Genomic DNA, 20,682 nt, shown 5'->3' on the forward strand with positions numbered 1-20,682 from the left:
TTCAACCCGCACAGGCGGGTTTCGTTTGTATAGACGCGGTTTCTAACCGCCCGGTTTTGTACAAACCTATGTGCTAATCTTAAATCCAATCTAAATGCAAGGCAGAGCCTCTGGATCTGCGTTACCAGGCTCTGCCTGGTAACGAGTTAAATCCTACAAACCGATGTGCTAATCTTAAATCCAATCTAAAATCTAAAATCTAAAATCTAAAATCAAAATATGCCATCTTTAGTAGCAGAAGATTGGGGATATAAATTTAGTGGCGATCGCACAATTAATAAATTTATTCGGGATATAGAAGGAGAAGCCGCTTTAGCGAAATATTACGATTGGGAATGCAGAGAACGCGCCCAACTTTTGATGTCGGAAATAGCCGGCACATCCCACAGTCTTTTCTACGTGCGCCGCCAAAAGGTAAATGATAGATTTTCTGAAGAAGAAATTTGGGAATTGATTCTTGCTACGGATGGAGATAATTTTGAATTGCCAGAATTGTTGCAAAAAGCCGATCGCACTTTGCGATTGTTAGCAACAGTACGCACAGAAGACGGAATCGGCGGATTGAAATTGCTGGATGCTGGTTTGGTGGCGGTTCCCAGAGGCAGAAAAGATGGCTATGTTTTGCCGGTGCAGTTGCGACTTTTGCCGCAAACTCGCTCGCCAATTCCTGCAAAGTCGATCGCCCGCATCCAACAAATACCATTTTGGGACGACAGACACATACCGACTACCGAACAATTAAAAGTTTGGCACACTTTCTTAAATGTGGAAAAACGCATCGCCGAAGCGCGTCAATTTTGCGTACCTTTCCGCGCCCACAACTACGGTTCTGGCTTAAAAACCGTAACTTTTGAAATAGATCGCAATTCTGCAACTCTTGACGGCTACGATGAAAATCCCTTACAAATCGGCGACTTTCGCGAAAGGCTAAAACAAGCCAGAAATGAAGATATTATCTTATTTGATTCGCCGCCCGGAAGCAGAAGTTCGCGCGATGGCGAAACTTTGGGTAGCATTGCTGAAATTGAGTTTGAACGCGGTAAATTGCGGATTAAATTAGATTTTGATTTGGGCGATCGCATGGCAGGTGGCAGATATCAACTGCCCAAACAAGGATTTTTGTATTTTGAAGCTGCAGGCGATATCAGTCAGATCGATCGCAAGAAAAAAGCTTTAAAAATGCTGACTGACGGCCGCGCTCAAAATCCGTATTTGAGCGAATTTTTATTCGACTCTTCCCAGGCTAGAATTCCCGATAAATTAATTAAATTGGATCGGGAAGATTTATTAAATCGCAATGCTAATGACGACCAACTCGCCGCTGTTGAAATGGTGCTTTCGGCGCGGGATTTAATTTTGATTCAAGGGCCGCCGGGAACTGGAAAAACGACGGTGATTGCGGAGATTTGCTATCAAATTGCTCGTCAGGGCGGGAAAACGCTAATTGCTTCCCAGGCAAATTTAGCCGTTGATAATGCTTTGAGTCGGTTGGTGCACAATCCGGCGATTCGGGCTTTGCGGAAGGGAAAAGCTCATAAGGTGCAGGAAGAAGGCCAGCCGTTTTTGGAGGAAAATGCGATCGGCACTTGGCTGCAAAATACGGCGATTGATTGCGAACAAAAGCTCTCGCAGCGCCAGATAAATATCACATTTTTGCGGCAGTTGCTGGCAGATTCTGACCGATTTAATGCCTACTTTGCCACGGAAAAAGATTTTTTTAAGCAATTAAAGCACCTTCACGACGGCAAGGCAGATATTGAGGAAAAATTGACCGCGCAAACAGCAGTCTATGAACTAAGTTTAACGGCTAAAAGCGAGCTTGATTTTTTGGTTGATGGCTTAGCAAATCTGCTATCTGCGCCGGATATTAACTGGGAATCTTCGGAAGTTGCCGAGTTTATGCCGAAACTAAAACCTTATTCTGAAGGTAATGTTTTAGTAGAAAACTTTATGGCAAATGTGCGAATTTGTGTTAACCACGCTATTCAAATTGGCTTGGATCGCCCTATGTGCGGCGCGTTTGGGATTGCGGTTTGGTTGCGGGAAACTGTAGCAGCGCAAATGTCGGAATTTAAGGCGGCGGGCGATCGCGCTGATGAGGTTTGTCAGGCTATGTCAGCGGTTGCGGAGTCTTTGCGGGTGTCGCGGCAGTTGTCGGAGGCTGTGAATCAGCTACAGTTGGGGGACAAGCAAAATCAGACGCACCGCCACAATCTCGAACAGAAAATCAAGAATTTGGAACTGCGAAAAACGGAAATTGCCGCCGTTGTCGTCAGCGTTGCAGAGTGGATTGAGACAGCAGATGCAACACTTTATAAGGTTGTGCAATCTTGCTGCGAAACTAACGCGATGCTGACTGATGAAATGGTAGAATTGCCTGCGGGATTGCTGAAAATTGCGCGATCGCTCAAATTGCCGAGCGTCCCTCCTAAGAGTAAAGTGAATTTACCCGATTTGGAAAGACTGCAAAACGCAATTTCCCATGAAGCCAGCGCGGGTTTTAAGGACATTCAGGGGCAGCAATTCCGGTTTAGCGAGTTTTTGCACCTAAATTTGAGTCAAACGCCGCTCGTGCTCGCTGCGGGCGATCGGGCGCAATGGCAGCAACTAGCCAAAGACTTCGCCAGCTACGCCCAAATCAGCCCCAGCCAGCGCAAATTTATCGTAGAAAAAGCGAACAATTTATTCAGTAAAATTCAACAACTTTACAGTGAATCCTTTCAGCCCAATCAAATCCAGACAACTTGCGATCGCCTAGTCAAAGAATTGCTACACAGCATCCTCGCCAACGCCCGCCAGTGCATAATTCCCCTCAAAACCGAAACCGAACAACAACTGATCAAACAGCAACAATTATTAGATAAAATCGGTCAAACATTGAATCAGCAGCAAATATCTGCCGCCCAAAATCAGGTAGAAATAGCGCAGCAAGATGCGAATTTAAAAATTAGCGAAGTTACTAATTTGTTGCAAGCAATTGTCGCCCAGCCAAATGTACCTGAAAGATTGCGGAGTTTAGCCGAACAATATCTCGCGCAAAAGTCTAATATTTGGGAGCAACCGCAGCATTTTGTCAAGCAAATTGATGCTTGGAAGTTGAGCGCGATCCAGCTTGAAAAATCCATTGCTGACTTAGATCCTTTCGGGATTTTGGAAAATATTAAAAGCCGTCTTGACGAGCAATTATTACCGCTGCAAACAACCAGCGCCGGTTTGCAGCAGCAACTCGCACAACTTCAAGCAGAATTAAACGACATTACGGCTAAACTGCAACAGCAGCAACCAACAGCCGAATTAATAATTGAGAGAAATTGGTGGGAGTCAGCATGGCAAAGTTTCCCGGAAAAATACAAACCAGAAATTCCCAATGTCGAATTATTTGCCGTGGATTTTTTACGCAAAATTAAGCGTATTTTCAATAATTTTCAGAAGGAATTAGAACGAGAAGAAACAGCATTAAATCGTTCTCAAATTTTTGTTACAGATTGGATCGAAAAACTTCGCCATCCATCGGAAAAAGACCGCAACGATTTAAAGCAAATTTATATTGACAATGCTAACGTCATCGGCATTACCTGCGTGCAAGCTGCGAGTTTTGATTTTAGCAAAAACTTTCCTAGCTTTGATGCAGTCATAGTTGATGAAGTTAGCAAATGCACTCCGCCAGAGTTATTAATCCCAGCTTTGAAGGGTAGAAAATTAGTATTGGTGGGCGATCACAGGCAATTGCCGCCGATGTTCGATCGAAGTACGATCGATGATATCGCCGAAGATATCGGTTGCACTGGAGATGAACTTAGCTTTATCAAAGAATCGCTGTTTAAAGTATTGTTTGAAAATGCTAGCGACGGGATCAAGAAAATGCTGACAACTCAATACCGAATGCACCCGCAAATCATGGGCGCAATCAATCAGTTTTACCAACAAAAACTTAACTGCGGGATTCTGGAAGCCGATACGAGACGCGCGCACAATCTCGCAGGTAAAATTATTCAAGAAAACAATCACCTCCTCTGGGTGAAAACGCCTGTGGGACAAGGGTTTGAGGAGGAGAAACAGGGGACTTCGCGGCTGAATGTCAAGGAGATTGATGCGATCGAGCTTTTGTGCGAACAGATGGAAACCGCTTGGCGGCCTAAAATATTAGAGGGTGAACCGCCGAAGGAAATCGGAATCATTACTTTTTACGGCGCACAATTGAACGCCATTAAAGATAGAATAGAAGCCGAAAAGTTTCCTTCTTTGAGCATCCGCACTGGTACGGTTGACATATTTCAAGGCATGGAAAGACCTGTAATTATTGTCAGCACGGTGTGCAATAATGTTAGGGGTGATATTGGATTTGCTAAGGAACCGGAACGGGTGAATGTGGCATTTTCTCGCGCCCAGGAATTGCTGGTAGTTGTCGGCTGTCACGATTTATTTACCCAACAAACAGGTACTGTGGGAAAAATGTATCAGGAAGTTTCAAAAACGGTGCGTCACTGGGGAGGTTTTGTAGATGTTTCTAGCGTCCTCAGCTAAATCAATTGACTCGAATTTAAGTTCGCTAGCTGCACAAATCGAGCAACAAAATCCTGGTTTGTCGGTGTTGGCGGCGCGTCAATTGAGGTTTGCTATCCGCCAAACTCCGCTGGAGGTGACTGTTAGCGAACCGCGCGAGTTTAACGTGTTGGAGGAGTTTATTTTGCGGGCTGGTGTTGAGTTCGATCCTGCGCCGACTTTGCAGGAATTGGCGGATTTGTTGGGGTTGGATTTGGTTTTTGTGAAGACTGCGGCGGCGAATTTGGTTGGTTTGGAGGTTTTGGAGGTGGCGGATAATGGTAAAATTGCGTTAGCGAAGCCCTCGAAGAGGATCGCCCCGCAAGGTCAAGATTTTTGCGAAAAAGGTATGGTTAGTCGATCGCACGTTCAATCAATTTACGCGATTTCCGATCCTTTAAATCAAACTCTCACCTTCAAATTCGATGCTATAGCAGCAGAATCCAGCGATTTACCAGATTTAGCAGAATTAGTATCGCTGGAACATCAAATTACCGACTTTGCCGATTTAAGCATAGCAGAAATCCAGCCGTTAATCGAAGCATCCGGCCTAGGAATTCACGTCCCCGAAAACGGCAAAATTGTCTCCAAGTGCGATGTCATCGGCGACGATTTAGATGTTTTACAAACCGTATCAATTTTTGTGTTGCTGGATGGAATAGAAAATAAAACTACCATTCAAGCCCGACAGGGAAAGCAAATATTAGAAACAGCATCAAACTTTCTCAACCAACTCGAATCTCAGCAGAAATTGCTGAATGAATTGTGCAAATCAACGGAAGAAATTGCACAGCCTGAGTCAGGAACAATCCCGGTTCAAAAAACTCGCAAAAAGTCATCTACAGCCGCAGGAAAAAAGAAGAAACCCTAAAAGTTGCGAGTCCCCAAGAAAAGAGCGGACTCGCATTCTACACGCGCAATCCGTTTTTGTTATAGTAATCTACCGAACACGATTTAACTAATTCCTAGATTTCAGTATTTTCTATCCTGTAGGTGCGTCATATCAATTCCGGTTCACTCCTCATGATGTCAACAGTCAACAGTCAACAGTCAACAGTTAACAGTCAACAGTGAATTTACTATTCCGATAAAGAGAGGATTTGATATCAGTCTTAAGATTGCTAAACTGACGCACCCTACGATATTTCTACTGAGCCTTAACGCATTTCAGCATCCGCAAAGTAGCCGCCGCCCCGTAATTCCGCTTTGCAGAATCATCGGGAGCAAACCGATTCCCAATTTCGTTAAGAGGAGAAGCTACACCACAATAACCAGACATTTGATTGATAATCGCAGCAGCCCAATGATTCTGAGTATCTGAAAAAGTTTTAGGCTGCTGTTTAGCCAATAAATTCGGCTGCATTCCCCGCGCCAACAAACCAAATTCTGCAGATCTTCGCATCACCGCCATCAATTCAGCGCGAGTCACAGGCTGCGTAGGTTTAAAAGTTCCATCTGTGTAACCGCTGACTATCTTATTGTCTCGCGCAAATTGAATTTTTCCCGCACTCCAGCGTGAGTTATCAACATCGCTGTAGGGACGGGAAGCAACTATGCTGGGAAATGCGATATTAGCACCTTGTATTCCTTTCAAGGATTCCAATACTAAAGATACTAATTGCTCTCTGGTGACAGCAAGTTGGGGCCGAAAGGTATTATCTTGAGCAAAGCCCGCTACAAATCCCAGCGCGACAGCTTCTTTAATTTCGGAAGCGTAGATATCAGTTGCAATATCTCCGAATGTAGAAGATCCAGTATTTCCGCCAGTATTTCCGCCAGTGTTTCCTCCGGTATTTCCTCCGGTATTTCCACCAGTATTTCCTCCGGTATTTCCGCCAGTATTTCCGCCGTTATTTCCTCCGGTATTGCCAGTTTCTCCCGGCGCGTTTTGACTGGTTGTGAAATAAAAATGACCTAATACTTTGCCTTGATAAGCTCTTTTACTAAATCGCCAGCCCGGATCGAGGGTGATTTTCATAAAGCCGTTAACATCACCGTTTGTCCGGCCGATAATTATCGGTTTAACGTTGGGATCTAGGGAAGTTCCCATGAGTACAACATTGCCATCAATTTTTTCCAAACTTAGGCTGTATTTTAATGCTAAATCGGTGCCGCCCATGCGAATAGAAAAGCCGTTGCTGTCTGTGGCGCGGCCGCAAATGCCGGTGAAATCAAAATTAACTAATAAGGGATCGATTCTGACGGGATTAGAGCCGTTTTCGCTCCAGCATTGCCGTTTGTCTGTTACTTGTTCTACAATTAGCAATTGATAGCCACCGAAGGGGCGGGGTTGGGCGATCGCAACTACTCGCTCTTGGTTAATTTCGGTTTCGTCAAAAGTAAATGCTTTGACTGGGGCGATCGCGCCTAGTGTTAAAATTGCTGAACCTGCCAGTGCGGCTGCTGTTCGTAGCAGTAAATGTTTCATAGTTTTTCCCTCTTTACTCCTTGTGTTGATGAGACATACCTAGAAGATTAAAAGGTCGCGGTCTTCTGACAACAAGATAGAATTTTACCATCTGTTGTTCCGTTGATGCGCCCTGAGTCGGAGAAATATAATAAAATTCAATACCGTGCAAATTAAATCTGAGCCAACCTAGCCTCCCAACTATCGGGGGGACAAGAGTATTTTATTTCGTCAGCCTTTTTTAGAGGATGTGATATCAAATTCTCTCTTCATCGGAAGAGTAAATTCACTGTTAACTGTTAACATCATGTATGAGTGCAACCGGAATTGATGTGAGGGGAGATCCTATAAAAAAATGGTGCGTTACACGCTGGTTAACGCACCTTAAAATAAATATTAAATAAAGGCCTTTTATGCCTACCGGAACATACTGCTAACAGAACTATCTTCGTGAATCCGCCAAATAGTTTCGCCCAGCAAATTCGCTACCGAAAGTACCGTTAACTGTTCAAAACGGTGTTCTTCAGGTACAGGAATTGTATTCGTAACAATTACCTCTTCCAAGACTCCGCTAGACAAACGCTCGATCGCCGGATGCGAAAATACTGCATGAGTAGCACAAGCATAAACCTGCCTCGCACCCTCGCGGCGCAACAATCTGGCACCCTCACAAATCGTGCCGGCAGTATCGATCATGTCGTCCACCAACACAGCAGTTTTGCCACTGACATCACCGATCAGGTTCATCACTTCTGCCACATTGTGAGCTTGGCGGCGCTTGTCAATAATTGCCAGGGGAGCATCGCCAAGCTTTTTGGCAAATGCTCTCGCCCTAGCGACTCCGCCAACATCCGGCGAAACCACAACAATATCCGACAACTGCTTGCTCGCCAGATAATCCAAAAGCACGGGCGAACCGTAAACGTGATCGAAAGGAATGTCAAAATAACCTTGAATCTGAGCCGAGTGCAAATCCATTGCCAAAATGCGACCGGCCCCTGCTTCAGTAATCAAATTAGCCACTAATTTTGCAGTAATCGACTCTCTGCCGGCCGTTTTGCGGTCTGCCCTAGCATAGCCGTAGTAGGGAATGACGGCAGTAACTTGTCTTGCAGAAGCGCGGCGACAAGCATCGATCATGATTAATAATTCCATGAGGCGATCGTTTACCGGACAGCAAGTTGGCTGAATCAAGTAAACATCACAACCCCGAATCGATTCTTGAATTTGAACGTAGAGTTCGCCATCCGCGAACCGCTTGCGAACCATCGGCCCCAAATCGATCCCCAGATAGCGAGCCACCTCTTGGGCGAGGGGAATATTAGCGGAACCGGAAAACAGCCGCAGACGGTCGTTGCCAGAAATCGGCGACTCGGGAAGCGGAAGCGGTAAAGTAGCAGAACGGATCACAGCAGGCCTCTTGCAGGACGTTTATTCCACCGCTATCTTACCATCTTAAACTCGAAATATTAAGTCATTATTTTGATAGATTTAACTTTCGGAGCGATCGCAAGTGTTAATTTAGACGAACTGAATAGGAGTTGCAGAATTACGTCCAAGAAACCGCGTTTCTACCAAGTTCTGTACTGCCAGAAGTGCGATCGCCCGCCGGCCCCCTGCGTCTCAAAATTCTGGCGACAGTTAATGTCCGGGCCCTGACTGGAAGTTGCGATCGCCCAAAATTCGGTCAAAGGCCGAAAGCATCCGGCTTCAATAGTGATAAAAATGCGACCGACAGACAATAAACTTGAAAAATACTGTAAAAAAAGTTAAGAATCGGAAGCATACTCCTGATTTTTGATATTGGGCAAAGCAAGGTAGAAATCGATGAGCTTAAGAGAACGGATTGACGCAGAAATCAAAGCAGCCATGAAGTCCAAGGACAAAGTTCGCTTGGAAACAGTGCGCGGCATCAAAAAATTTATTCTCGAAAAAGAAGTCAGCTTGCGTCCTTCCGGGCAAGAGACGCTGACAGAAGCTCAAGAATTGGAAATTTTGATGCAAATAGCCAAACAGCGCCGGGATTCGATCGAACAATACCGCAAAGGCGGCCGCGAAGACTTAGTGGCACAAGAAGAGGCGGAGTTAGTAATTGTGGAAGAGTATTTGCCGCCGCAGATGTCAGACGAAGAGGTGAGTCAAGTGGTTGACGAAGTGATTGCCTCGGTGGGCGCTACTTCTGCAAAAGAGATGGGCAAGGTGATGGGCAAGGCAATGCAGCAGCTTAAAGGCAAAGCAGACGGTAACAGAATTCAAGACATGGTGAAAGCAAAGCTTAGTCAGTAGTCAGTAGTCAGTAGTCAGTAGTCAGTAGTCAGTTGGTAGTTGGTAGTTGCTCGTTACCAGGCTCTGCCTGGTAATGCAGATCCGGAGGCTCTGCCTCCTTCAGTTGGCAGTTGGCAGTAGTCAGTTGGTAGTTGGCAGTTGACTCGTTACCAGGCTCTGCCTGGTAATGCAGATCCGGAGGCTCTGCCTCCTTCTTTCTTGCAACTTACAAAAGAGAGGACTGTAAGAGGTGTTTAAGTTATTAAGTGTTCGATCCTTAGTTCAGTAGTCAGCAGTCAGAACCAAGAATGTATGGGGATTATCCCGCTGCGTTAAGCGAAGCTATCCCCTAGGGAATCGCCCCTACTTAAATTTGCTGATTTCTCAAAGTTGCGTAAAAAAATGTAAAATGCTAACTTTGGTCGGGACTGGGAACTACAGACAGTGAAGTATGTTCGAGAGCACTAAAGACCTAGCATTACTAGGTCTGCGAGCGATCGCCTATTTTTTAACAATTTCTACTTAAACTTATGCAGCCACCTATTGCTATTGGAACTCTCCTACAAAACCGTTACCGCTTGGTGAGTATTTTAGGTCAAGGGGGATTTGGCCGCACTTATTTAGTAGAAGACGAGGGGCGGTTTAAAGAACGCTGCGCCCTAAAGGAATTGATTCCGGTGCAAAGCGGGCCTTACGTTTTGGAAAAATCGAAGGAATTGTTTCAAAGAGAGGCGACAATACTTTACCAAATTTCGCACCCGCAAATTCCCCAGTTTCGGGCAATATTTGAAGAGAATCAACGTTTGTTTTTAGTGCAGGATTACGTGGAAGGGATGACTTACCGCGAACTGTTGCTCGATCGCACTTCAGCAGGCGGCAGATTCAGCGAAGCCGAAGTCTTGATATTTATCCGGCAAATGCTACCGGTACTGGCTCACATCCACGCCCGCGGCATCATCCACCGCGACATCTCGCCTGAAAATATCATCCGCCGGGAAAACGACCAGTTGCCGGTGCTGATTGACTTTGGAGTGGTGAAAGAACTCGCCACCAAAGTCCAGTCTCCCGAAGGAACAGCCCACGCGACAACAGTCGGTAAAATCGGCTACGCGCCGATGGAACAGTTGCAAAGCGGGCGCGCAACTGCCAGCAGCGACCTGTATGCTTTAGCTGTAACGGCGATCGTCCTGCTGACGGGCAAAGAACCGCAGGAATTGCTCGATCAAAGAACCCTGCAGTGGAATTGGCAGCAGCAAGTGCAGGTGAGCGCGGGCTTGGCGGCGGTACTGAATCGGATGTTAAATCGCTCTCCGGGCGATCGATATCAATCTGTCAGCGAAGTAGCCAAAGCACTCGACGGAAAAACCAACCCTCAGCCTAACCAGCAAACTTTACCGCCAGCGCCAGCAGTAGTGCCGTCAAACGCTTCGCTAATCGCCACGGTAGCCGTGGGCCGGCCGCCCGATCCCGATCCCGCTCCGATCGCCCCTAGTTCTTACCCGCAAAACCAACCTGAACCCCTAATTCAGCCCGCTGGCGGCTCTGTTTGGGACAATCCCGTTGCTGCGATCGGATTGCTAGCAGGCTTAGTAATCTTGACTGGCTTCGGTTCCTGGGCCTTAGTAGGCTCATTTCTCAAAAAACCGACACCCAAACCCACTCCGACACCACCACAAGTCATAACTCCGACACCGATCCTAAATCCGATACCAAGCCCAGAACCGTTACCAACTCCCAGCCCAGAACCTTTACCAACCCCAACCCCAGAACCGTTACCCGAACCGAGTCCAGAACCGTTACCAGAACCAAGCCCGGAACCTTTACCGGAACCAAGTCCAGAACCTTTACCGGAACCAAGTCCAGAACCTTTACCGGAACCAAGCCCGGAACCTTTACCAGAACCAAGCCCCGCGCCGACTCCGACACCCAAACCGACACCAGCCCCGTCACCCAAACCGACTCCGACACCCAAACCGACACCAGCCCCGACACCCAAACCGACACCGACACCCAAACCGACACCAGCCCCGACACCCGTACCAACTCCCGCGCCGTCGCCGGAACCCGCACCAACTCCCGCGCCGTCGCCGGAACCCGCACCAACTCCCGCGCCGTCGCCGGAACCCGCGCCAACTCCCGCACCAACTCCCGCGCCGTCGCCGGAACCCGCACCAACTCCTGCCCCCTCGCCGGAACTCTAAACTTTTGGCAAGACAATGTAGAGTGAAGTTGAGGCCAATTACTTGTTAGCTATTTGCCAATGAACTCGTTGCTGATTGCTGGAACTGATACCGACGCGGGCAAAACTGTTTTGACCAGCGCTCTGGCTGCTTATTGGCAAATGTATTTCCCCGATCGCAGTTTGGGAATTATGAAGCTGCTGCAAACGGGTACGGGCGATCGCGAACTCTACACCCGTTTGTTTCGTCTCGACCAATCCCCCGAAGAACTCAATCCGCTGCACTTTGATGCGCCTCTAGCACCGCCTGTGGCGGCAGAACGGGAAGGGAGACCGATCGAACTCGAAAAAGTCTGGACGGCGCTGCAAAGCCTCTATGAGCGCAAGGATTTTGTGTTGGTGGAAGCTTTGGGAGGGCTGGGTTCGCCTGTAACGCGGGAACTGACGGTGGCCGATATTGCCAGGGATTGGCGGCTGAGGGGAGTTTTGGTGGTACCTGTGAGGCTGGGGGCGATCGGGCAAGCTGTGGCAAATGTTGCTCTCGCCAGACACGCGGGTTTTAAGCTCAGAGGAATTGTCCTCAATTGCGTTAAAGCTTGTTCTGCACAAGAAATTGCCGACTTGACACCAATAGATTTGATCCAGTCGCTGACTCAAATGCCCGTGTTGGGTATTTTGCCTCATTTAGATGACCCAAATGACCTGACAAAATTAGCAGCATCAGCTTCAGAATTAGATTTAGAGCGATTACTTCCGGGGGTTAATTTAGTTCCTCAGACTTCTAAATAACCCTATTCAAAACACCTCTCTTTCTCTGCGTACTCTGCGGCCTCTGCGGTGAAAAATTAAGATTTTATTTTAACCGCAGAGAGCGCAGAGAGCGCAGAGTAAGACAAGAGAGAGCTTTGCTGCTATAAGGAGAATGAAAAATGGTTTCTACTTTACCGAATTTAACTGATGTCGATTTATCTCAATTGCGGCTGGAGATTAGAAACTTGCAGCCTCAGTTAGTTGAATGGCGGCGGCGTTTGCACGAAAAGCCGGAGTTGAGTTTTGATGAAAATTTAACGGCCCAATTTGTCTCGCAAAAGTTGCAAGAATGGGGGATAGAGCATCAAACTAATATTGCTAAAACTGGTGTTGTCGCCACTATCGACAGCGGCAAACCGGGGCGGGTTTTGGCAATTCGGGCTGATATGGATGCTTTGCCGATTCAAGAGGAAAATGAGGTGGATTATCGATCGCAGCATGATGGTATTATGCACGCTTGCGGTCACGACGGTCATATTGCGATCGCCCTCGGTACAGTTTGTTATCTCGCCAAGCACAAACACAGCTTTTCGGGTCAAGTAAAATTTATCTTTCAGCCCGCCGAAGAAGGCCCGGGGGGCGCAAAACCGATGATTGAAGCGGGAGTTTTGCAAAATCCTGATGTTGATGCGATCGTCGGCTTGCATTTGTGGAACAATCTACCATTAGGCACTGTAGGCGTTCGCAGCGGGGCGCTGATGGCTGCTGTAGAAGTTTTTGACTGCCGGATTTTTGGCAAGGGCGGGCACGGTGGAATGCCACATCAGACAGTAGATGCGATCGTCGTTACAGCCCAAATTGTCAGCGCCTTACAGGCAATTGTCGCACGGAACATTGACCCGATCGACTCAGCCGTAGTAACAGTCGGCAAATTCCACGCAGGTGACACCCACAACGTCATCGCCGACACCGCCCAAATCGGCGGTACAGTGCGCTATTTCAATCCCACATATCAAGGTTATTTTGCTCAACGAATCGAGCAAATAATTGCCGGAATTTGTCAGAGTCACGGCGCAAATTACCAACTCGATTATTGCTCGCTTTACCCGCCAGTTATCAACGATGCGAGCATGACTCAATTGGTACGCAGCGCCGCCGAATCGGTTGTAGAAACTCCAGCAGGAATAGTGCCGGAATGTCAAACAATGGGCGGCGAGGATATGTCATTCTTTTTACAAGAAATCCCCGGTTGCTATTTCTTTTTAGGCGCGGCAAATCCCGAAAAAAACTTGGCTTACCCGCACCATCACCCGCGCTTTGATTTTGATGAAACTGCCTTGGGGATGGGTGTAGAAATGTTTGTGAGGTGCGTAGAAAAGTTTTGCAATTAGCTTTTTTCATAGGTTCGCAGTCAGGATTTTAGTCCTCTGATTAATGCGGACTAAAGTCCTCACTACGAACCGGGTTATCTCGTTTGAAAGATATTCTGCACCATTTTTTTATCCACACTCGCCGCCGCCTTGTCCAATTCTGCAATCTCGCCGGAGTCTAATTCCCAGCCCAAAGCACCAATATTATCCCTCGCCTGTGCGGCCGATTTAGCGCCGGGAATGGGAATAGTTTCTTTGCAGATGCACCAGTTGATTGCTACCTGCGAAACAGTCTTGTTTCTGAATGCCGCTATTTCTTGCAAACACTCCAAAAGCGATCGCATTCCCGGAAGTAGCTGCTTGCACGCCAAACCTCGGATACCTTTAGGAAGAGAGCCATTTTCCGAGTATTTACCCGTCAGCAACCCCAAGGCTAGAGGACTGTAAGCAATCAATTTTATCCCCAATTCATCGCAAACATCTTTCAAGCCGAGTTCTGTTACCGGATAGGTGGAAAGTAGGGAATATTGCACTTGTAAAGTAACAATTGGAATTTGGCGCGAGCTAAATCTTTGATGCACCCATTTCAGCCGTTTCGGCCCGTAATTAGACAAACCTACACCCTTAACCAATCCTTGCTCGTAAAGGTCGCCTAAACCGTCCAAAAGAGCCCCCTCTTGCCAAGGAGCGTAGTTAGCTGTAGACCAGTGCATTTGCACCAAATCTACATTTTTTCCGAGCCGCGAAGCCGAGGCTTTACCAGCAGATATCATGGATTGTCGCGTCAGCCTCCAAGGATAAGCTGCTAGTTTTGTCGCAATACAAATATTGTCTTTATTTGCACCTTGATATTGTTGAGAAAACTGCCCCAAAAGCTGTTCGCTGCGTCCGTTTAATTTTCCTGTTCCGTAAGAATCGCCGGTATCGAACAAGGTGACACCGCTGCTGACGCAAAGATTGAATGCAGCTTGCAATTCCTCGTCCATACTTTCATCGTAACCCCAGAGTAATCTATTACCCCAGGCCCAAGTGCCGCAGCCCATTTTTGGCAGTAAAATTTTTTGGTTAGTTTGCATTCTTATTGATGGTTGTTATATTAACTCTGCTCTGAAATCTTGCACTTCTGTCAAAAAGTGAATTTTATTGTGGGCCTTTAACTAATGACTAATGACTAATGACCAATGACCAATGACTGTTAGTTGTTAGCTGTTAGCTGTTAGTTGTTATTTGTTAGTTGTTATTGGGAAGTGAGAATTGGAAATTGGGAATTCGTAGCCAATAACCAATAACCAATAACCAATAACCAATAACTAATAACCAATTCCCAACTAATGACTAATGACTAATGACTAATGACCAATGACTGTTGACTGTTAGTTGTTATTTGTTATTTGTTAGTTGTTATTTGTTAGTTAGTTGTTATTGGGAAGTGAGAATTGGAAATTGGGAATTCGTAGCCAGTAACCCATAACCAATAACCAATTCCCAACAACTAATGACTAATGACTAATGACTAATGACTAATGACTAATGACTAATGACTAATGACTCTTTACTTTTGTGATGTGGTTGGTGAGGGCGAAGGTGCGGAGTCTTTTGTAGGTTGCTGGGGCTTAGCTTTGGGGTCTGGTTTGGGTGGCGGCGGCGGTGGGAAAGTTGCCGCGCGTCTGGGTATTTGTAGCGCTGTTCGGAATGCAGAAAACGGGAAGAAAGCACTAAATTCAGAAAGCCGATCGGCAATTGGTTCCGGCGCATCTTCCCACAAGCTTTCGTAGTAGAAGAAAGCTGCACCTAAGCCGTATTGTTGGACGGCGCGCACCTGGGATTGAATTTGCTGTATCGCTACTGGGCGATTTCTTAAACCTGTCATAATCCCAACTCCGGTGGGAATTTTTTGCTGTGCTTCTCGCATTTCGGGACGGCTAATTTTGTCCACAAATGATTCTAGATTGGGACGGTACACTTGCACTATTAGTTCGTCTGCAATATCGAAACGCACCCAATTTAGCCAATCTTGCAGGTGATGTTTGTAAGCAAATTCGTAGTAATTGGGAGAAATTGAGAAGATAGCGTTGGGTTTTACTGCTTTTACTGCTTGATTTAGCTGCGACATAAAAGCGGTGATTTTATTGGCTCGCCATTTCACCCATGCTGGATCTTCAAAATCTTTGGGCGGTGCTTTTTTGGTTTCTTTGGTATACAAAGCAATGGTGTATTCATCGTAGCCAAATTCTGATGGCAAACTCATGTGGTCGTCAAATTGAATGCCGTCGGCGTTATATTGGGTGGTGATTTCTAGTACGAGTTCGGTAATGAATTCCTGCACTTCTGGATGAAATGGATTAAGCCAAACTACTTCGCCACCTGCGCTGTTTGATGTTTGGCTGCCGTCTTGTTTTTGTGTCAGCCAATCGGGATTGTTTAATGCTAATTCTGAGGTGGGAGGAGTCATAAAACCAAACTCAAACCAAGGAATTACTAGCAGGCCTTGGCGGTGGGCTTGGGCAATTAAATCTGCGAGCATATCCTGTCCGTCTAACCCTCTGTAAACAAATGGTTGAATGTCTCTTTGCTGGGCGACTAGGCTGGGATACATTGCATAGCCAGAGTTCCAGGCTACGGGATATATTGTGTTGAAATTTAACCGCTTTAATTTAGCGATCGCATCTCCTAGTTTGTGGCTATCTCTGAGGATGTCTTTGTCGTTTGTCGTCATCCAAACTCCGCGAATTTCTTGGCGGTGTTGTTGGGCGATCGCCGGAGTTAAGTTATTAACCAGCAATACTATAATGAATGATATCGCAAATAGCAGCGGAAAAATTGTTTTAATCGATCGCTGCCAACTGCGAGGAATGATGCGTAATGTCATAGTTGTGAATGGTTAATTAGCTATAAAACACACCCCGGCATAATTTGGTGATGAAGTTTGCTCGTTCTACAGTCTACAGCAATTTGTGCTGAATGTGCGATCGCCGTGCCGGTCAAATATAATCTGGGATTCAGAGGGTAAGTCAGAGCATTTTGTCAAAGTGCTGGGATATAATTAATTACGCGCTGCAAATTCTCCTGACCGGACAGTGCGGTCTGCGGGAGTGCGAGTGCTGTACAATATTTGTGGTGAAAAATCTCGATCGAACATATCTAATTTGTGAAACATTTAGTCTTAATTGGTGGCGGCCACAGTCATGCTATTGTATTAAAAATGTTCGGCATCAAACCGCTGCCAGGAGTGCGTTTGACTTTGATTAGCGATGTCTTGTACGCGCCTTATTCGGGGATGCTGCCGGGGCACGTTGCTGGGTTTTACGATTATGATGAATGTCACATCGATTTGCGATCGCTCGCGGAATTTGCCAAATGTCAAATATTGGTCGATCGGGCGATCGCGATCGACTTTAGCAAAAATTTAGTTATTTGTCAAACTCGCCCTCCAGTTAATTTTGACGTGCTTTCTGTAGATATCGGCAGCACTCCCGCGACTCTATCGGTGCCTGGTGCCGCAGAATATGCCATTCCAGCTAAACCGGTACCGGAGTTTTTAGCTAGCTGGAATCAGTTAATTTCCGAAAGACAAAACCATCCCCAAAAACCGCTGCGGATCGCCATTGTCGGCGGCGGTGCAGGCGGCGTAGAATTAGCATTGAATATGCAATCTCGTCTGGCGAAGGAAGAAGGGTTCGGCAGCGGATTTTGTAACGGATTTAACGGATGGATTTTTAACAACACAACAGGAAAGTTTAAGCAGGAAGAGGGATTAGAAATTCACTTGTTTCACAGCGGGGCTGAATTGATGCCGGGACATAACTATAGAGTACGTCATCGCCTCAAAGAAATTCTGATTAGTCGTGGCATTAAAGTACATTTAATGGAAAAAGTCCGTGCCATAGAAAACCAAGAAATGATTGAAATAGCATCCAATGCCCCATGCCCAATTCCCAATGCCCAATTCCCAATTCCCAAGGCCAAAATCTGTTGTGAATCGGGTTTGAAAGTTGAGTGCGATACCATTTTTTGGGTGACACAAGCTTCCGCAGCCAATTGGATAAAAGAATCGGGTTTAGCCACCGACTCAAAAGGCTTTATGCAAGTCAACGATTGCCTGCAATCAGTCTCTCACCCCAACGTATTTGGGGCTGGAGACATCTGCGCGATGGTAAATTATCCCCGTCCCAAAGCAGGCGTGTTTGCCGTGCGTCAGGGCAAACCGCTGTTTGAAAACTTGCAGCATTTTTTATTGCAAAAACCGCTGAAACCGTTTGCACCGCAGTCAAAATATTTAGCCTTAATTGGTACTGGGAATAAAAGGGCGATCGCCTCTCGCGGCAATTTCATGTGGGAATCACCGTTATTGTGGTACTGGAAAGATTGGATCGATCGCCAATTTATGCAAAAATTCAGCAATCTGCCCAAAACCCGCAATACCAAATAGCAATACATTCAGCTATTCTCCCATCTTTCTCCGCGCCCTCTGCGCCCTCTGCGGTAAACAAAAAAAGTCTGATTCAAAAACCCTTAAGCTTGCTATAGTAAGATCGGAAGCAAGAAAAACTAACTATGTTCAGAAAAATTGGATTTTGGCTGCTGTGGATTGCATTCAGCACCTACGCCTTTGTATTCGCACCACCGGATAGCCCAGAAACGATCGCACTAATTACAAATCTTGCCACAGGCCAAATAGCAGGCATCAACCCTTTAATTGTAGCCTTGTTCAACATCATGGGAGTCTGGCCACTCATCTACAGTTGCGTCTTATTTGCTGACGGTAGAGGGCAGAAAATACCTGCATGGTTGTTTGCAACCTTATCATTTGGAGTCGGCGCATTTGCCTTGCTGCCTTATTTAGCCTTGCGCGAACCGAAGCCAGAATTTACAGGCACTAAAAATATATTTTTAAAAGTATTAGATTCCCGTTTTACTGGGATTGTCCTAACATTAGGCGCTGCTGCGTTAGTTGCCTTTGGCTTGACAAAAGGCGATTGGTCTGATTTTATTGTGCAGTGGCAAACCAGCCGCTTTATCCATGTAATGAGTTTAGATTTTTGTATGCTTTCCCTGCTATTTCCTGCCTTATTAGCCGACGACATGGCGCGCCGAGGAATGCAGAACTCTACAGCATTTTGGGCAGTAACATTAGTGCCGCTATTCGGGCCGCTGGCTTATCTGTGTACGCGCAAGTCGTTGCCAGAAAATGGTGCGGAAACTGTTACAAATTAGACAGCAGTACAGGGAATTTTTAGTGTAATCTAGGAATCAATCACAATAAATCAGACAAGAAACAGGCAAGATGCCTGTTTCACAATAAGTAAGTTTTATTGTGGGATGAACTTCTAGCCAGCTCGTAAAAGACTGATTACAAATAGTGCAAAATCTGAGTATCAATCTAGTTAATTATCTCTAACTCTCTAGCAAATGAAGAAACATCCGATCGTTGGTATCACAACTTACAACCGCAGTCTAGCAGGAGAGTATTGCTTAAATGGATCGTATATTGATGCAGTGCAAGCGGCTGGTGGCATTCCGATTTTGTTGCCACCCAATCAATTAGATGCAGCTAGTATTTTTGATGCAGTAGATGGTTTAATTTTTTCCGGGGGCGGAGATATCAACCCCGAAATTTATGGCGGTTTGTGCGATCGCACAGTTTACTCAGTTAACGCAGAACGCGACAATTTTGAATTAAACTTAGCTAAGCTAGCTTTGAAGTCTGACATACCTGTGTTGGGGATTTGTCGTGGAATGCAAATGCTGAATGTAGCCAGCGGCGGCAGTTTGGTGATTCATGTACCGGATGCTTACGGAGAGGATGTTCGTCACGGTACCGGAATTCCCCCGCGCGCGATCGAGCATACCATTGAAATTGAGCCCAACAGTCGCCTCGCAAAAATTATGGGAAAAACTTCAACAACCGTTGTTTCCTGGCATCATCAAGCAGTGCGGAAAGTAACATCCGATTGGCGAATTGTAGCCGATGCACCTGACACTTTGGTAGAAGCAATGGAACACTGCTATCACCCTTGGATGATAGCAATTCAGTGGCATCCAGAAATGTCGCCAAAATGTGCGGTAAACTCTGGAATTTTTAAGGCTTTCGTAGAAGCAGCCGCTTCAAGATTTATGAATTCCACCAAGTCTGCATCAAATGCAATTCATACATTTTGATAGTCACTTATTCTTGATAGTCAGTATCAATTTCAATATCCAGGGTATCTTCATCTATTCTGACATACAGAACATTCGGGCGACAGCAAACCTGACAATCTTCGATATAAGATTGCTCCATACCAGCGCTGATATCAACAAAAGTTGTACTCGGTTCGCCGCAGAAAGCACAGTAATATTCAGCCGTTGTTTGCATTTTTTTCGCACTCTCTTTTTGTGACTTCGTGGCGGTAGCGAAACATATCTGTTAACCGCATTTCCACCCACCAACCTAACAGCAAATCGACAATCGGGCCGCCCGGAATCGAAAATGCGATCGCATCTGTCAATCGAGTCTGGCCATTTTCTTTAGTAAACTCGTGTCGGTGAGTCCAACGCGCCATCGGCCCCTCAGTTTGTTCGTCAACAAATAAGCGATATTCTTCGCACTCAGTATGAGTCGCCACCCATTTTACCGGAATCGGCCCCAATAACAGCCGAAATTCTGATACCGCACCCACATCAAGTCCCCCCTCGCGGCGAATAATTTTCACCGGTTGCCAAGGCGGAGTCAAAAGTTGCAGAATATCCGGTCTTTCGTGAAAGTTCCAGACAGTTTCAACGGCAGAATTAATTAGGGATGAATATCGAAAATTAGGCATTTGTTGAATTGAGCTAAACAGTTAATTCGGATCTAATTTCAGCATTTGCAGTATGATCCTCTGTATCTGTACAAACAGCAACAGTTAGTTTCAACCCCAAAGCATTCAGCCAAGTTCCCAGATTATAAATCGCATCATTTCCTTGCTGCGACAGCAATTCATCCAGTCTTTTTAAGTGCCATTCATATTCTTCAGGAGTCATTTTCGGTTGACCCAAAGCTTCTGCTACATCGCCCAGAGCAAGTTTCAGCAATTCAGGTTCCGGGTCGATTTCCTCTATAGTCGCCGTTATATAGGCGGCTGACAATGCCGGGTTTTGTCTCAGAGATTCAATCAAAAACGGATGATCTGGGATACTTTTAGCCATTG

At 46.1% G+C, this 20,682-nt stretch carries 17 protein-coding genes; 10 read left to right on the top strand and 7 right to left on the bottom strand.

Features of this window, described 5'->3' with window-relative positions:
* Nucleotides 1-219 precede the first annotated feature (219 nt).
* Nucleotides 220-4,524, top strand: coding sequence for an AAA domain-containing protein (locus QUB13_RS05715; protein ID WP_333379632.1), 4,305 nt, complete (start codon nucleotides 220-222; stop codon nucleotides 4,522-4,524).
* On the top strand, nucleotides 4,502-5,413 hold the full coding sequence (locus QUB13_RS05720) for a hypothetical protein (protein WP_333088594.1): 912 nt from the start codon (nucleotides 4,502-4,504) through the stop codon (nucleotides 5,411-5,413). The genes QUB13_RS05715 and QUB13_RS05720 overlap by 23 nt, the downstream gene beginning before the upstream one ends.
* 276 nt (nucleotides 5,414-5,689) lie before the next feature.
* Here the strand turns inward: QUB13_RS05720 and QUB13_RS05725 are convergent, their stop codons facing one another.
* Complete coding sequence (locus QUB13_RS05725; RefSeq protein ID WP_333379633.1) at nucleotides 5,690-6,970, bottom strand: DUF3747 domain-containing protein; 1,281 nt, start codon at nucleotides 6,968-6,970, stop codon at nucleotides 5,690-5,692.
* A gap of 396 nt (nucleotides 6,971-7,366) precedes the next feature.
* Nucleotides 7,367-8,359, bottom strand: a complete 993-nt coding sequence (locus tag QUB13_RS05730; protein ID WP_333088591.1) for a ribose-phosphate pyrophosphokinase — start codon at nucleotides 8,357-8,359, stop codon at nucleotides 7,367-7,369.
* A gap of 131 nt (nucleotides 8,360-8,490) precedes the next feature.
* On the opposite strand from QUB13_RS05730, the gene QUB13_RS05735 reads away from it, so the two are divergent.
* The 5 genes from QUB13_RS05735 to QUB13_RS05755 all read left to right on the top strand — a co-directional run bounded on the left by QUB13_RS05735 (nucleotide 8,491) and on the right by QUB13_RS05755 (nucleotide 13,534).
* The gene (locus tag QUB13_RS05735; protein ID WP_333379634.1) at nucleotides 8,491-8,694 is read left to right on the top strand and encodes a hypothetical protein; all 204 of its coding nucleotides are present in this window, start codon (nucleotides 8,491-8,493) and stop codon (nucleotides 8,692-8,694) included.
* Nucleotides 8,695-8,776: 82 nt separating this feature from the next.
* On the top strand, nucleotides 8,777-9,235 hold the full coding sequence (locus tag QUB13_RS05740) for a GatB/YqeY domain-containing protein (protein ID WP_333088588.1): 459 nt from the start codon (nucleotides 8,777-8,779) through the stop codon (nucleotides 9,233-9,235).
* A 509-nt stretch (nucleotides 9,236-9,744) separates the two neighbouring features.
* Nucleotides 9,745-11,415: a serine/threonine-protein kinase gene (locus QUB13_RS05745; RefSeq protein ID WP_333379635.1), complete on the top strand. Its 1,671-nt coding sequence runs from the start codon at nucleotides 9,745-9,747 to the stop codon at nucleotides 11,413-11,415.
* Nucleotides 11,416-11,474: 59 nt separating this feature from the next.
* The gene (gene bioD / locus QUB13_RS05750) at nucleotides 11,475-12,182 is read left to right on the top strand and encodes a dethiobiotin synthase (protein WP_333379636.1); all 708 of its coding nucleotides are present in this window, start codon (nucleotides 11,475-11,477) and stop codon (nucleotides 12,180-12,182) included.
* Between the two features lie 140 nt (nucleotides 12,183-12,322).
* Nucleotides 12,323-13,534: a M20 family metallopeptidase gene (locus QUB13_RS05755; protein WP_333379637.1), complete on the top strand. Its 1,212-nt coding sequence runs from the start codon at nucleotides 12,323-12,325 to the stop codon at nucleotides 13,532-13,534.
* Between the two features lie 74 nt (nucleotides 13,535-13,608).
* Here the strand turns inward: QUB13_RS05755 and QUB13_RS05760 are convergent, their stop codons facing one another.
* On the bottom strand, nucleotides 13,609-14,589 hold the full coding sequence (locus QUB13_RS05760) for an aldo/keto reductase (RefSeq protein ID WP_333379638.1): 981 nt from the start codon (nucleotides 14,587-14,589) through the stop codon (nucleotides 13,609-13,611).
* Between the two features lie 476 nt (nucleotides 14,590-15,065).
* Nucleotides 15,066-16,382, bottom strand: a complete 1,317-nt coding sequence (locus tag QUB13_RS05765; protein WP_333379639.1) for a glycoside hydrolase family 10 protein — start codon at nucleotides 16,380-16,382, stop codon at nucleotides 15,066-15,068.
* Nucleotides 16,383-16,661: 279 nt separating this feature from the next.
* On the opposite strand from QUB13_RS05765, the gene QUB13_RS05770 reads away from it, so the two are divergent.
* The 3 genes from QUB13_RS05770 to QUB13_RS05780 all read left to right on the top strand — a co-directional run bounded on the left by QUB13_RS05770 (nucleotide 16,662) and on the right by QUB13_RS05780 (nucleotide 19,672).
* Nucleotides 16,662-17,942 (top strand): FAD-dependent oxidoreductase, encoded by a 1,281-nt coding sequence (locus tag QUB13_RS05770; RefSeq protein WP_333379640.1) that lies wholly within the window; start codon nucleotides 16,662-16,664, stop codon nucleotides 17,940-17,942.
* 125 nt (nucleotides 17,943-18,067) lie between these two features.
* Nucleotides 18,068-18,727 carry a DUF2834 domain-containing protein gene (locus QUB13_RS05775; RefSeq protein WP_333379641.1) on the top strand — a complete coding sequence of 220 codons (660 nt, stop codon included), beginning with the start codon at nucleotides 18,068-18,070 and terminating at the stop codon, nucleotides 18,725-18,727.
* Nucleotides 18,728-18,922: 195 nt separating this feature from the next.
* Nucleotides 18,923-19,672, top strand: a complete 750-nt coding sequence (locus QUB13_RS05780) for a gamma-glutamyl-gamma-aminobutyrate hydrolase family protein (RefSeq protein ID WP_333379642.1) — start codon at nucleotides 18,923-18,925, stop codon at nucleotides 19,670-19,672.
* A 7-nt stretch (nucleotides 19,673-19,679) separates the two neighbouring features.
* Here the strand turns inward: QUB13_RS05780 and QUB13_RS05785 are convergent, their stop codons facing one another.
* The 3 genes from QUB13_RS05785 to QUB13_RS05795 are packed head-to-tail and all read right to left on the bottom strand — an operon-like array spanning nucleotide 19,680 to nucleotide 20,680.
* Nucleotides 19,680-19,868: a CPXCG motif-containing cysteine-rich protein gene (locus QUB13_RS05785; protein WP_015176827.1), complete on the bottom strand. Its 189-nt coding sequence runs from the start codon at nucleotides 19,866-19,868 to the stop codon at nucleotides 19,680-19,682.
* Complete coding sequence (locus tag QUB13_RS05790; protein WP_333379643.1) at nucleotides 19,852-20,313, bottom strand: SRPBCC family protein; 462 nt, start codon at nucleotides 20,311-20,313, stop codon at nucleotides 19,852-19,854. The genes QUB13_RS05785 and QUB13_RS05790 overlap by 17 nt, the downstream gene beginning before the upstream one ends.
* Nucleotides 20,314-20,326: 13 nt before the next feature.
* Nucleotides 20,327-20,680 (bottom strand): helix-turn-helix domain-containing transcriptional regulator, encoded by a 354-nt coding sequence (locus QUB13_RS05795; RefSeq protein WP_333379644.1) that lies wholly within the window; start codon nucleotides 20,678-20,680, stop codon nucleotides 20,327-20,329.
* Nucleotides 20,681-20,682: the final 2 nt, after the last annotated feature.

This window comes from Microcoleus sp. B4-D4 (genome assembly GCF_036705185.1).
Lineage (GTDB): Bacteria > Cyanobacteriota > Cyanobacteriia > Cyanobacteriales > Microcoleaceae > Microcoleus.